The organism is Nostoc sp. FACHB-152, assembly GCF_014697475.1.
Lineage (GTDB): Bacteria > Cyanobacteriota > Cyanobacteriia > Cyanobacteriales > Nostocaceae > Nostoc_B.
The window spans coordinates 31,904-46,200 of record NZ_JACJRV010000002.1 but is presented as its reverse complement, the minus strand read 5'-3'; the positions used below and the strand labels follow the sequence as shown (position 1 = coordinate 46,200).

General features: G+C 42.0%; 12 protein-coding genes. 3 read left to right on the top strand and 9 right to left on the bottom strand.

Annotation, left to right across the window (positions count from 1 at the left end; translation table 11 throughout):
- Positions 1-97: 97 nt before the first annotated feature.
- The 6 genes from nifH to nifB form a co-directional block, all read right to left on the bottom strand.
- Positions 98-985 carry a nitrogenase iron protein gene (gene nifH, locus H6G76_RS02335; RefSeq protein ID WP_096576486.1) on the bottom strand — a complete coding sequence of 296 codons (888 nt, stop codon included), beginning with the start codon at positions 983-985 and terminating at the stop codon, positions 98-100.
- A gap of 321 nt (positions 986-1,306) precedes the next feature.
- Positions 1,307-1,666: a group 1 truncated hemoglobin gene (locus H6G76_RS02330; RefSeq protein WP_190694913.1), complete on the bottom strand. Its 360-nt coding sequence runs from the start codon at positions 1,664-1,666 to the stop codon at positions 1,307-1,309.
- Positions 1,667-1,861: 195 nt separating this feature from the next.
- The gene (gene nifU, locus H6G76_RS02325) at positions 1,862-2,782 is read right to left on the bottom strand and encodes a Fe-S cluster assembly protein NifU (RefSeq protein ID WP_190695572.1); all 921 of its coding nucleotides are present in this window, start codon (positions 2,780-2,782) and stop codon (positions 1,862-1,864) included.
- A 216-nt stretch (positions 2,783-2,998) separates the two neighbouring features.
- Positions 2,999-4,201: a cysteine desulfurase NifS gene (gene nifS, locus H6G76_RS02320; protein ID WP_190694911.1), complete on the bottom strand. Its 1,203-nt coding sequence runs from the start codon at positions 4,199-4,201 to the stop codon at positions 2,999-3,001.
- 6 nt (positions 4,202-4,207) lie between these two features.
- Entirely contained in the window at positions 4,208-4,558 is a 351-nt protein-coding gene (locus H6G76_RS02315; protein ID WP_190694909.1) for a 4Fe-4S binding protein, read from the bottom strand.
- Between the two features lie 148 nt (positions 4,559-4,706).
- Positions 4,707-6,155 carry a nitrogenase cofactor biosynthesis protein NifB gene (gene nifB, locus H6G76_RS02310; protein WP_190694907.1) on the bottom strand — a complete coding sequence of 483 codons (1,449 nt, stop codon included), beginning with the start codon at positions 6,153-6,155 and terminating at the stop codon, positions 4,707-4,709.
- A gap of 154 nt (positions 6,156-6,309) precedes the next feature.
- Between nifB and H6G76_RS02305 the strand changes: the two genes are divergently transcribed.
- Both H6G76_RS02305 and H6G76_RS02300 read left to right on the top strand, forming a co-directional pair.
- The gene (locus H6G76_RS02305; RefSeq protein ID WP_190694905.1) at positions 6,310-6,552 is read left to right on the top strand and encodes a hypothetical protein; all 243 of its coding nucleotides are present in this window, start codon (positions 6,310-6,312) and stop codon (positions 6,550-6,552) included.
- A 619-nt stretch (positions 6,553-7,171) separates the two neighbouring features.
- Positions 7,172-8,122 carry an NAD(P)-dependent alcohol dehydrogenase gene (locus tag H6G76_RS02300; RefSeq protein ID WP_190694903.1) on the top strand — a complete coding sequence of 317 codons (951 nt, stop codon included), beginning with the start codon at positions 7,172-7,174 and terminating at the stop codon, positions 8,120-8,122.
- A 12-nt stretch (positions 8,123-8,134) separates the two neighbouring features.
- Here H6G76_RS02300 and H6G76_RS02295 read toward each other — a convergent pair whose 3' ends face one another.
- The 3 genes from H6G76_RS02295 to H6G76_RS02285 form a co-directional block, all read right to left on the bottom strand.
- Positions 8,135-8,989, bottom strand: a complete 855-nt coding sequence (locus tag H6G76_RS02295) for an HIT family protein (RefSeq protein WP_190694901.1) — start codon at positions 8,987-8,989, stop codon at positions 8,135-8,137.
- 105 nt (positions 8,990-9,094) lie between these two features.
- On the bottom strand, positions 9,095-9,820 hold the full coding sequence (locus H6G76_RS02290; protein ID WP_190694899.1) for a Uma2 family endonuclease: 726 nt from the start codon (positions 9,818-9,820) through the stop codon (positions 9,095-9,097).
- Positions 9,821-9,832: 12 nt separating this feature from the next.
- Positions 9,833-10,636: an Rpn family recombination-promoting nuclease/putative transposase gene (locus tag H6G76_RS02285; protein ID WP_190694897.1), complete on the bottom strand. Its 804-nt coding sequence runs from the start codon at positions 10,634-10,636 to the stop codon at positions 9,833-9,835.
- A 126-nt stretch (positions 10,637-10,762) separates the two neighbouring features.
- Here H6G76_RS02285 and H6G76_RS02280 point away from each other — a divergent pair, with 126 nt between their 5' ends.
- Positions 10,763-14,293: a HEAT repeat domain-containing protein gene (locus H6G76_RS02280; RefSeq protein ID WP_190694895.1), complete on the top strand. Its 3,531-nt coding sequence runs from the start codon at positions 10,763-10,765 to the stop codon at positions 14,291-14,293.
- Positions 14,294-14,297 lie beyond the last annotated feature (4 nt).

Genomic DNA, 14,297 nt, shown 5'->3' with positions numbered 1-14,297 from the left:
GAGAAGGATGAAGGTTGAAAGCTAAAGCTGGATGAAGAGATGATTTCAGGCTTTATACTTCGCACTTCAAACTTTCCTTATCTCCTAACAGGATTATCTATTTGGTAGCTTCTGCGGGCTTACCGATGATTTCTGCGTGCTTAGAATCATCATCGAGGATACCGTATTCAATCAACAGTGCTTCTAGTTCATCCATTTCAATTGGTGTAGGAATGGTGAGCTTGTCGTTGTTGATGATCTTCTTAGCTAACTCACGGTATTCGTTACCTTGGTTGCTGTCTGGTGCGTACTCGTTAACGGTCATCCGACGCAATTCTGCGTGTTGAACGATGTTGTCACGAGGTACGAAGTGAATCATTTGGGTGTTCAACCGTTTTGCCAAGGTTTCGATGAGTTCGTGTTCCCGGTCTGTTTTACGGCTGTTACAAATCAAACCACCCAAGCGTACACCACCGGAGTGAGCGTATTTCAAAATACCACGAGCGATGTTGTTTGCAGCGTACATCGCCATCATTTCACCAGAGGTAACGATGTAGATTTCTTGTGCTTTACCTTCACGGATAGGCATAGCGAAACCACCGCACACAACGTCACCCAATACGTCGTAGGAAACGAAGTCTAGGTCTTGGTAAGCACCGTTTTCTTCCAAGAAGTTAATAGCGGTGATGATACCACGACCAGCGCAACCTACACCGGGTTCTGGGCCACCAGATTCTACGCACTTAACGCCACGGAAACCGGTGAGCATTACTTCTTCGAGTTCTAGATCTTCTACTGCACCGCGTTCAGCAGCTAAGTGTAATACAGTGGTTTGTGCTTTGGCGTGCAACATCAAACGGGTGGAGTCAGCTTTGGGGTCGCAACCTACGATCATGATGCGTTGACCCATTTCTGCCATAGCTGCCAGGGTGTTTTGGGAGGTGGTGGATTTACCAATACCGCCTTTACCATAGAAAGCTATCTGTCTGATTTTTTCGTCAGTCATGGTTCTCTTTTCCTACAATTGGTTGGTTTAGTGGGTATGAGCGTTTGTTTGAGAATCTCACGCCTGTTGAGCTATGGCTGTGAGGGGTTTGTAGAACGATCGCTTAGGCACACGTCGGGGGCGATCGCTCTACAGCAAAATCAGTGGGTGTTGGTGTCATAATGATTCGGGGTTAAAATTTTGTTTAATCTTTGCCATTTGTGTTTTATGCAAATGACAAAGGAATTACACACTTTACAAATACGCCATAATCTGGAGAAACTGGGAACGCTAGGTAAGACTTGACTTAGCTATTAGTCAATAATCAATGCGTCAGTTCCATTACTTGTTCAAAATAGCTCCCTTCAAGCTGGAAACGCGATCTAACGCTGCTTTGGTATCTTCTGCTGATGCTCCACCTACAGCCATAGCATCAGTTAGGTGCTTGGCGATCGCATCAAAGTGTTGTTCCTGTAGACTCATACCTGTGTGTGTTTTGTCCATTGGGCGACCAGTGTATTGCTTTGGCCCCTCAAATATCAGAGAGAAGAAAGCAACTTGATGAGCGCGCTGTTTCGCCATATCTGTGTTAGCGAAAAATGGTTTGAGAGTGTTGTCTGCTAAGATGCGTTTGTGTAAATCATCAACTATTTTCTCAATAGTCGGTTGTCCGCCGAGTTTGTCATACAATGTTGCACTCATATCCTTTTCCTTTGAAGCGTGTTGGATATTGAAATTGCAGGTAGGCGTTGAATATCTTTGCCTATGTGCTGTTAGCTGTTTGTTGTCAGTAGGAATAAAACATTGATGAGAGAACAATTGTATCGGTCAAATCCTACTTTCTGTTCTTGGCTGTTGCACATTAGGGTGTATTTATACTGTGGGTAAAACTAAGAGCTATAGCTCAACTGCTTGTACTACGATGTCTTTGCTGATGCGATCGCGCAGTCTCGATTCAATCGCTATCTTTAAGGTGGCGGTGCTGCTAGAACAAGAACCACAAGCACCTTTGAGGATGACTTTAACTGTATTTCCTTCTATGTCGTACAGTTCTACATCTCCACCATCAGCAATGAGGACGGGTCTTACTTCTTCGTCGAGAACTTTTTGAATTAAGGCAATCTTTTGGACGTTGGTCAGTGGTCTTGTGGCTGTAGCTATCTGACCAGAGTTAAGAATTTCTGCTGACTTTATGCCGTTATTTGCGTTTTTACTGGTTGTGGCGACTTCCTGCTCTACATCTTTAATAATATCATCAATTTTTGTTAAACAGGAACCGCATCCGCCACCAGCTTTGACATAATTTGTTACCTGCTCCGCAGTAGTAAGATTATTTTCTTTCACTACGCGACGAATTTTTGTATCAGTAATACCAAAGCAGGAGCAAATTAAAACGCCTTCGTCATCATCGTCATGGGCAGCTAGAGGAATGCCACGATAGTTATAAATTGCGGCTTCTAAGGCTTCTTGACCCATAACTGAGCAGTGCATTTTGGCTTCGGGTAAACCGCCGAGGTAATTGGCAATATCTTTATTAGATACCTTCAGGGCTTCATCTAAAGTTAAACCCTTAACCATTTCGGTCAATGCACTAGAAGAAGCGATCGCACTGGTACAGCCAAAGGTTTGGAAACGTGCATCGAGAATCTTATCAGATTCCACTTCGACTTTTAGGTGCAGTCTCAAAGCATCGCCGCAAGAAATACTGCCGACTTCTCCTGTTGCAACCTTAACTCCAGGTTCGCTGGTTTCTTCAATCGTTCCCTGATTCTTGGGATCGTAAAACAGTTCTAATACTTTATCTGTGTAGTCCCACATATTAAATTCCGAATGCTGAGTGGAGAGAGGTGACAGGTGAGCCACTGCGGTGGACGGGTTTCCCGGCATAAAGCAAGTGGCGAACCCGAAGGGTGATAGGTGACAGGTGAGACCACTGCGGTGGACGGGTTTCCCGGCATAAAGCAAGTGGCGAACCCGAAGGGTGACAGGCTATAGAAACTATCTGTAACCTGTTCCCTGTAACCTATTCCCTAATTAACGATGTGCCAATGTTTGTTCTTGAGATTGCAACCAACCTGCGTCGTCGTTTTTGAATGGCGACAGAGCGCGGAGACGTTCTACAATGTCGGGCATGACTTCAATGACGCGATCAATTTCAGCGTCGGTGGTGTAGCGAGAAAGACTGAAGCGAATGGAACCATGTAAGGTTGTGTATGGTAAACCCATTGCCCGCAGAACGTGGGATGGTTCGAGTGAACCGGAGGTGCAAGCGGAACCAGATGAGGCACAGATACCGTGTTTATTTAACAAAAGTAGGATTGCTTCACCTTCGATATATTTAAAACCGATGTTGGTGGTGTTGGGCAATCTATTTTTGGGATCGCCGTTAACTTCACAATCAGGGATTTTAGCGAGGAGAGTTTGTTCCAGGCGATCGCGCAACTTTCTTTCTCTGGTAGTTGCTTCTTCTAAATGCAGCAATTCCAATTCGGCTGCTTTACCCAAACCAACGATACCCGGAACATTCTCTGTACCCGCGCGGCGACCGCGTTCTTGGTGTCCACCAATCAACAGGGGACGGAATCTCACGCCCCGGCGCACATACAACGCGCCAATACCTTTGGGTGCGTGAATCTTATGACCAGACATAGTTAACATATCTACTGTACTGGTCTTCATGTTCAGGGGAATTTTACCCACTGCTTGCACTGCATCGACATGGAACAGTGCGCCGCGTTCTTTGACACGTAATCCAATCTGCTCAATCGGGAAAATCGTACCTGTTTCGTTGTTAGCATACATGATGCTTACCAAGGCGGTGTTCCCAGTCAGCGAGGCTTCTAATTCATCTAAATCCAACTGCCCCTGACTATTCACCGAAAGATAAGTAACACTATAACCTTGGGTTTCTAGTTGTTTGCAGACATTCAGCACCGCCGGATGTTCTACCTGGGTGGTGATGATGTGGCGTTTTTCTGGCTGGGCTAACAAAGCGGCGCGAATGGCTGCGTTATCTCCCTCGGTTCCACAACTCGTAAAAACAATTTCTGATTCATCTGCACCGAGGAGGGCGGCTAGTTGTTCCCTGGCTGTTTTCACTGCTTTACCCAGTTGCCCGCCAAAGGTGTGCATACTTGAGGGGTTGGCGTAATATTCGGTTAAATAGGGCATCATTGCCTCTAAAACCTGTGGGTCTACCTTAGTAGTCGCATTATTATCTAGATAAATGACGCTCATTCTTATTTATACCCCTAATATTTCACCCTGATGCTTTTGCATTTGTTCAGAGAACTTCTGAGAATAACAGTCAAACCAACGTTCCCAATAATCTTGTTTTTTTGTTAATTTCCCGACAACGCGGTTATATTTAGCAAACCAGCTTTCCCAATAATCGTTTGTCTCTTTAACGCAACCATCACAGGTTGGGCAACCAGCTTTGCATTGAGGCACGGAGTAAATAGTGCCAACGCAGTTTGTGCAAAGTTCAGGATCAATCCAGTAGCTTGAGCCTTCTACTTTTTTAATTGCTCCGGTGGGGCATACAGAATCACAGAGATTGCAAGAAATACACTGGCTGGTAATCTTATAAGCCATGATTATTCTCCTTGCGAATGATGGGAGTGGGGAGTTGTGAGTAGGGAGTGGGAGAGGTGATAGGTGAGAGGTGACAGGCGACAGGAGATAGAAAATTATCTGTAATCTATTTCCTGTAACCTGTAACCTGTTCCCTGTAACCTATTCCCTATTCCCGATTCCCTAATTCTTTGACGTACTGTTCGTAAAACTCTAAAGCAACTTTCTCGATTACGTCGTAAGCTTCAACGGTCTGTATGCCAGCTTCGTGCAATTTTTCTTTGGGACAGTTGCCAATCTTAGAAACCAATACTGCTTTACAATCTGCAATTGTCTTCATGATATTCTCTGCGGTGGCAGCTTCACCGTATCCACCTTGACAATATTGATCAATCTTGCGGTGACTAACGAAACGAACTTCGCTACCATCAACTTCGTAAACTTGGAATTCTTTGACATGACCGAAGTGTTGGTTAACTAATCCGCCGCCTTTGGTTGCCACTGCAACTAAGATTTTAGGATTGTTGGCACTTTGCTGCTTGCCGGCTTTTGCCTTTTCTTTGGCTGCTTTAATTTCTTCTCTAAATTTCTCAATACCTTCGTGAACTTCTTGGCGCTTGCTGAAGTCGTACTCTGGAGCCATTTCCAAGAAATTCTCTTTGGTGAATTCTTGGCTGCGGTCTTCACCCAACAAACCAATCGCATCTGCACGGCATTGACGGCAGTGGCGCATCATTTTCATGTTGCCAGCACACTGGTCTTGAACTGATTTGAGTTCTTTTTGTGAAGGGCCTCGCTGACCTGTTAAGCCGAAGTGTGTACCGTGTTCTGGTGCAGAAATCAAAGGCATGATGTTGTGCAAGAATGCACCACGCTCACGAATTGCTTTGTTGACTTCAACTAGGTGCTGGTCGTTGATTCCGGGAATCATCACGGAGTTGACCTTGCACAGAATATCGGCTTCTCTCAGAGCTTGTAAACCTTCTAACTGCTTTTCGAGCAGAATTTTGGCTCCTTCAACACCTCTGTAACGTCTGCGCTTATAGTGAACCCATGAGTAAATCTGCGCGCCGATTTCTGGGTCGATGGTATTTAGGGTGATAGTAACGTGATCTATATTTAATTGTTTAATGCGATCGATGTATTCAGTTAGCATCAAACCATTAGTTGATAAGCAAAGCTTAATATCTGGTGCTTTGTCTGCAATCAACTCAAAGGTGCGGAATGTTTTGTCTGGGTTGGCTAGAGGGTCGCCAGGGCCAGCGATTCCCAAAACTGTCATTTGGGGAATTTTGCCTGCGATAACCAACGCTTTGTGTGCTGCTTCTTCCGGTGTCAGTAACTCGCTCACTACACCAGGGCGACTTTCGTTGGCGCAGTCATATTTGCGGTTGCAATAGTTGCATTGAATGTTGCAAGCGGGTGCAACTGCAACGTGCATTCTCGCGTAATGGTGGTGAGCTTCTTCGCTGTAGCAGGGATGTTTAGCAATACGTTCTTGGAGCTTTTCGTCCATTTCCACGGTGGCGCTGCTTTTGCTGTCGCATCCGCAACCACCAGATTTTGCTTGGGTAGGTGTCGATTCAGTAACGGAGGAGTCTGTAACCTGTGGTGTCATTGAATTTCGCAAATGTCGGTGGACTAAGCTGCCACTGTGGGAGATGCTGTTGCTATTTTATTTGCCCTAGTAGAATGGAAGTCACGGCTATCACACTGCCCGCAGGAGTGCATCCTTTGGTTGTAGCAAAGCCACTGGTTGGGCAACTTCGCTGATGATGGCAGGCTATGAATCCTTGTGTTTCGGCTGGTGTGTGTCAACTTTGAGGTTTTGGGTAGAGTTGGTGTGTACAGCCGCGACTTCGATTCACCGAGGCATGGTGCTATCTCATCCCTCCACTCACTTTTGGCTCGTTGTTTTGTTTCGAGTCATTGGTGATTGGCGATATATGATTTATAGCAGCCGTTTTTTAGCTCGACTGGAGTTACATTTGGATAGAATTTATTGGATTTATTAGATTTGTACTCAAATCTGCAAACCTTGATATTGAGCTATAAAAAAGTTTATAAATTTTATTTTCGGGTAGGGGTTCTAGTATTTTTAGGTCAGGGTTCTTGTATTTTTAGAGTGGGGTTTAGGATTTCTTTGTACTCAGCTATAACCCAATCTCAGCAATGCTTTGAAGCTATTTGCTGCTGATTTGGGGATACAAAAAGTTGTACTCAACTATCCCTTAAATCCTGCCAAAAAGCTCGACGGCTAAAGGATTTAGGGGGAAAAACTGGAGCAGATTCGTTGGTACTACTCCAGATACGTGCGAAATTCAATTCTGTATACAACATATCATTTTTTTTTAGAGAAAAATGTAATTCACATTTTCTTAAGTTTTCTAAGTTTAATGAGATTAAATCGCACTGAAGAGTATGCTATTGTTAGGTTTCAAGTTTTTGGAAAGTGTCAAAATTAATGAATATAATTTGCAAAAATTAATTTTTTTATATAAAAAGTAAAATATTTTGATATTCAAAAAGCAGCATATCTAACAGATAGCATAAAAAGTTAATTACGTCACAAAGCGGGGGCGATCGCTACACTAAAGATATAGGCAAGCAATACAGGGTTACAGGAGGAATGCTATGAAGGCAGTCATTATCCGAGGCTATGGAACCACTGATGTTTTGCAGTATGAAGATTGGAAGCAGCCGCAAATCAAGCCTGACCAATTACTAGTGAAAGTCCACGCCAGCAGCGTTAACCCCGTTGATTGGAAGATTCGTAAGGGTATGTTGAGTGTGTTGACTGGTAGAAGTTTCCCATTGATTTTGGGGTTTGATGTGGCGGGAGAAGTGGTAAGTGTTGGTTCCCAAGTCACTCGCTTTCAACCTGGAGATGCGATTTACGGTAGCACTAGCTTTCCTGGCGGTGCTTATGCAGAATTTGCAGCAATTCCAGAAAAGGTGGCAGCACTCAAACCAACAAATTTGAGCTATGAAGAAGCAGCCACCGTACCTTTAGCAGCGCTGACGGCTTTGCAAGCTTTACGTGATTTGGGAAATATGCAAGCTGGACAGACAGTTTTGATTAATGGTGCTGCGGGTGGCGTGGGTATATTTGCAGTGCAAATTGCTAAGGCTTTGGGGACGGAAGTAACGGGAGTTTGCAGTACCAAAAATCTAGATTTTGTTAAATCTTTAGGCGCAGACCGCGTTGTTGATTATACGCAGCAAGATTTCACCACAGAGGCAATAAAGTATGACATTATTTTTGATACAGTTGCCAAACGAGCATTTTCTACCTGTAGAGAAGTGCTGACACCAAATGGAGTTTATGTAACAACTTTGCCTAGCCCAGAAGTTTTAATACAGGGTTTTTTAACAACGTTTTTACCTGGTCAAAAAGCGAAATTAGTAGTTGAAAGACCAAATAGCCAAGACTTGATTTATTTAAAAGACTTGATTGAGGCTGGTAAAATTCGCACAGTCATTGACCGGACTTTTCCACTACAAGAATTAGCTGCGGCTCATGCTTATAGTGAGAGTGAACGAGCGGTTGGTAAAATTGCGATCGCCATAGCAGGTGACAGGTGACAGTTGCTATAACTATTTCTGTTTAGGAATGACAGTTCTGATGCCACTTTTCGCACAGGGCGTGTCGCCTTTGTAACGGGGAATGATATGAATGCTGGCGTGCATAATATTTTGCCCAGCTTCTCGGTTAATGTTCATCCCGACATTAAAGCCATCGGGGGCAAATTCTGCTTTGAGAATTTCTTGTACTTTGTTCACCATCAACCAACAAGCTGATTGTTCTTTGAATGGGAGTTCAAAATAATTACTTACATGACGTTTAGGAATGACTAAAATATGACCTTTACTGATAGGATAGCCGTCAAATATAGCGTATGCTGTTGCTGATTCTGTTAATAATTTGAGATTTTTGTGGGGGTTGCAAAATATACAGTAATTCGAGGAATTGCGCTGACGATTGTAATGAACATACTGGTATATTTCTCGACTCTCATCTAGAAAGATTGAAGAAAATGGAAGTTTAACATTACATTGGTATGTAGGCTTTTTATGGACATAGTGTTCTCGAAAGCCTTCTTTTTTGATATCCCTTCTGACAGTAAAATAAGCTTTACCACCTGGTTTTAATAAATGTGCTACTGCCATCAGCACATTAGCTTGTTCTTCAGGGAATAAGACATTTAAAACATAAAAGCAAATTATAGTGTCAAATTTATCAGTAGGATATTGGGGAAAGTAATAGGGATCATAACCTGTGATATCAAAGCCTTTTTGACGTAATAATTTAACATCATTACCAAGACCACAACCAAAATCTAGGATTTTACCTTGCAGAAAGTTTTGATTTAGTAAAAACTTTGCGGGAAATGAGAGGTAAGTTCTGTCTATTGCTGTGAGATGGCTGAATTGATTTTTTTGCTGTTTCATGGAATTTGGGTGCTGTTTCCCTGTCTTCAGCCGCATCTCGTTTTCAGCAAACAGTGAATTGCTACTGTTTCGGGTAAGTATAGTTAATTATTGTCTTCATTTTGGTTAGGCGATCGCATCAGGGTCAACACCGAGTTCGCGTAACTTAGCTGCTAATCTTTCAGCACGTTGGCGTTCTTGTTGGGCTTGTTCACTACTCCACAACAGCAGATTTCCTTCGCTATCCCACCACCTCAGCCAGTTTATAGTTTGGCAGAGTCTTTCACCTTGCCAAATTCCCAGAAATAACTCTAATTCAGGAATCCAAAAACGGCCATTTGCATCTGCTGACTGTAAAGTATATTGTTCATTTTGCCAGATGCGTACTTCTAAACTTGGTACGTATGGGTCGTAAGTGACATAAGTTGGAACCTGGAGAATTTTTTCGTAAAAATAAAGTTTACCGTAGGGTGGCGTTGAGCGAATAGATAATTCTCCACCTTCGGTTTCTGAGAGAAATTCCATTACCACAGCCACAGCATCACCTTCTAAATTGGGGGTGTAGCTACGACGAATAACATCGGCGGCTAGAGGTTGCACTTGCGGGACGTAAAACCAGTCAGGTGCTTTGACGACAATTTTTTTGTTAATTGTAGCGACTAGACCAAAATTAGAGCCTATAAGCATTTGGGGTTGGATGCGTCCGTTAGCACCCAAAGCATCGGTAAGTGCTGCGGCGAGAGTTGGTTGCTGAATATTTTCCACTGGGTCGTCAGATAAAATAAAGTCGGCTGGAAGTGGTTCCCAACTGACATTAGGTTTTTTTTGACTGGGTTGAATTTGTAGAACCATAGAAATATTTTTTTACTGCTCTGGTGATGTCTGCTTTGCTGCTTGCTGAACTTGTGCAACATCTAAATCTAAAGCCTGTGCTATCTGTTCCACAGTCAAACCCAATGCTAACAGTTTAGGTACAGCATCTAATTTTGCTTCTAAACGTCCTTTCTCTTTACCTTCTTGTTCAGCTTCTTGATAAACTCGTGTTTGCTTTAACTCACTTAACCCAAACATTGCTTCTATCTCCTCTCGACTGATGTTAGGCAATTTGTAAACTAGGATTGTCTCTATTAATTCTAGTAGTTGTTTTTGTGGAAGTTGCGAATTTACTGCTTGCTTGGTGCGGTTGATTAATTGTTTGGCGGTGGAAATGGCTGTCTCTTTATCTTCAATTATTAATTTGATGGTAGCGATACCTATGGGCAGTGATGCAATTTCAGCTAATTCATCTAAGTAGATTATACTGATGCGATCGCTATTAAAAAACTCATAGCAATCTTGGCGTTCACCAATATCTATGTTTCGGCTAGGATAAATCACCACGCCTCGCCAAGAGTTTGGGCGTTTATTTTGGCGTAAGTACAAAAAGATTTCTGACAACAGGCGCAAGTAAATATCTGAGTCAGGTTGAAATTGAACTTCGACAAAATAAATTAGGCTTTGTTCATCTTGGGTTGGCAGAAATACACCATCAATTCTAAAGGCTGTTTGTTTGATTTCAACTGAAGAAAATTGATAGGTATTTGCAGTTTCGGGAGGGTTGCCAATTAATTCAAAGAAAATGCTGGGTAATTCTTGAAATAGGCGATAAAAGATGCTGTCTGTTTTCACTCTGGTTGTTGTAGCATAAGCGGAAACTGTAGCAATTTTATCACTGAGATTAACTTATCCTAAGTTAGGCAATAGCTACTAAAACTGGTGGATATACTCGTAATTAACGTATAAGCAGACATGAGTATGATATTTGAATGGGTTGCCACTTGGATAGCAACAAAAACAGCAGGCTTTTTGGTGAAAACAATCATCAACGAAGAGTTTGTCAAAGATTTCGTCAAAGACTATACTAAAGATTTTTTCAAAAATACTTTTAATATTGCTCTAACTGAACGTTTCAAGCAAGAACCGCTTCAGAAAGCTGCTGTTATGGCAGTTACAGAATATTTAGAACTAATGCAGCAGGATTTAGATGACAGTGAACTTCCTGAAGATGAAATTAAAAAATATACCCCAAGACTAAAGCAATTTTTAAAGAACTCACAAGTTAAAGAAATTTTAGGTAATGCCTTTCAGAATGACTGTCAGACTGTAGACACAAAAAGATTAGAAGAAATTTGGTATGAGCTTAATTCATCCTACCCGTTACCAGATGATTTTAATTGGAAACGGGTAGGTAAGAAATATGTGCAGAAGGTTAAAAATATTATTCATGAATTACCAGAACTCAGAGAAACTTTTGATTCTAAAAATCTAGAACAAACCAAGGGATATACAAAAGAAATAGCGGGTATTATTCCTGAGTTTGATTTACAACAATATCAAGAATCCATCCGCGAACGCTACGGCAATCTGAAGTTAGATAGTTTAGACACTAGCGGTTATGCCTATAACGAACTGAAGTTATGGCGAATGTTTATTGCTCAAAATGTGCGGGAGGTGCATCAAGTTTTGCACCAAGTTCATGAACTGCCAAAAGAACATTTAAAAAGATTGCGGGAGAGTGACCAAATAGAAGCAGAAATTCAAGCAGAGGAATTAGAACGTTATAAACGAGTTTATTTAGAGCAACCGATACGTTCTGTATTAGATGTTGTTAATGACAAGACGACTTATAAATATATTGTAATTTTGGGTGATCCTGGTTCGGGTAAGTCTACATTATTGCAATATTTAACTTTGAATTGGGCAGAATCACCAGTAGATAATGTTATCTCATTACCAATACCGTTGCTAATTGAGTTACGCACTTATATGCGACGACGCGAGGATAAAGAATGTCATAATTTTTTAGAATTTTTCCATAAATGTAGCGGAGTAGTTACCCACTTAAATCAACATAAAATTCACGAACAGTTAAAAGCTGGTAACGCTGTCGTGATGTTTGATGGTTTAGATGAAGTATTTGATCATGGTAAGCGAGAGGATGTGATTACTGATATTCATCGCTTTACTAATGACTATCCTAATGTCCAGGTGATTGTAACTTCTCGTAAAATTGGCTATAAAATGCAACGCTTACGCGATGCTGAGTTTCACCATTTTGAATTGCAAGATTTGGACTCAGAACAAATTCAAAATTTTATTCACCGTTGGCATGAATTAACTTTTAGTGATGAAGCGGATAAAATTAGAAAACGGGAAAGGCTGCAAAGAGGAATTGAGAATTCCAAAGCTATTACTGAACTAGCAGGAAATCCTCTGCTGTTGACGATGATGGCAATTCTCAATCGTAATCAGGAATTGCCTAGAGATAGAGTTACGCTTTACGAACAAGCATCACGAGTACTATTACATCAATGGGATGTAGAAGCAAAATTACTCAGATTTTCTGATATAGATCCTTACACAATTGACTTGAAAGATAAACAGGCAATGTTACGCCAGGTTGCTTATAAAATGCAGGCAGCAGAGACAGGTTTAGCAGGGAACCTAATTAGTAAAGATGAGTTAGAAGAAACTTTAATTAGCTATTTACGAGAACGGAGAGTTACCTCAGAAATAAAAATAGCACGCTTGCTGATTGAGCAATTAAGGGAGCGCAACTTTATTTTATGTTTCTTGGGTGCTGATTATTATGCTTTTGTGCATCGGACATTTTTAGAGTATTTTTGTGCATGGGAGTTTGTTAAGCAGTTTGAGAAAAGAGGAACTGCAAATGGTTTAACTATAGAAGCAATAAAAACAGATGTTTTTGGCAAACACTGGCAAGATGAAAAGTGGCATGAAGTATTACTGCTAATTGCTGGGATGATTGAGGAAGAATTTGTTGGCGACATTATTGATTATTTAATGTCGCTGGATGGTGAAGAGGAAAAGTTTATTAATCTGTTTTTAGCAGCTAAGTGTCTTACAGAAGTAAGAAATTGCTCAGTAATTAAGTCAGTTGATAAGTTACTCAACAGATTAAAAAACTTAACTCAATATGACCTTTGGTATTATTACGACTCTGGGCGGAATCACAAAGAAACTCAGTTAGTTCGAGAAATTCGCACTCAAGCAGTTATTGCAATTACTTCGACTTGGCAAGATTCAGCTAAAACTCTGCTGCGCCAATGGGCGACTGCGAATAAAGATTCGGATGTGCGAGATACAGCAGTGGAACAATTAGCTCAAGTTTACAAAGATGACCCCGACACCAAAACTCTGTTGCGTCAACTGGCGAGTGCGGATGAAGATTCCTATGTGCGATGGACAGCAGTGGAACAATTAGCTCAAGTTTACAAGGAAGACCCTGATACCAAAACTCTCCTGCGCGAACTGGCGAGTGCGGATAAAGATTCCTATGTTCGACAGACAGCAGTGCAACAACTAGCTCAAGTTTACAAAGATGACCCCGATACTAAAACTCTGCTGCACGAACGGGTGAGTGCAGATAAAGATTCGGTTGTACAAATGATAGCAGTGCGACAATTAGCTCAAGCTTACAAGGATGACCCCGACACCAAAACTCTCCTGTGTCAACTGGTGAGTGCGGATAAAGATTCGATTGTGCAAGCGACAGCAGTGCGACAATTAGCTCAAGCTTACAAGGATGACCCCGACACCAAAACTCTCCTGTGTCAACTGGCGAGTGCGGATAAAGATTCGATTGTGCAAATGACAGCAGTGCGACAATTAGCTCAAGCTTACAAGGATGACCCCGATACCAAAACTTTTCTACAAGAACTGGTGAATGCAGATAAAAATTCCTATGTGCGAAGGACAGCAGTGCAACAATTAGCTCAAGTTTACAAGGAAGACCCCGATACCAAAACTCTGTTGCGCCAACTGGCGAGTGCGGATAAAGATTCGGTTGTGCAACAGACAGCAGTGGAACAATTAGCTCAAGTTTACAAGGAAGACCCCGACACCAAAACTCTCCTGCACCAACTGGCGAGTGCGGATGAAGATTCGGTTGTGCAAGCGACAGCAGTGCAACAATTAGCTCAAGTTTACAAGGAAGACCCCGATACCAAAACTCTGTTGCGCCAACTGGCGAGTGCGGATGAAGATTCTGATGTGCGAGGGACAGCAGTGCAACAATTAGCTCAAGTTTACAAATATCAGTCTGAACTGTTTGATGTTTACTACAACTGTGCTAAAGATGACCTCTTTGAAGGTAAACATGAATCGTATAACCCAAACCCTCGGCGCGTTGCATTGGAGATAATTTTTAAGCAATTTCCTCAGCATCCCAAAACTTTACCACTGTTGCGCGATCGCGCCGAAAATGACCCAGATGAGCAAGTAAGGGAATATGCTCAAAAACAGTTGAAACGGTGGCAAGGGTGAACAT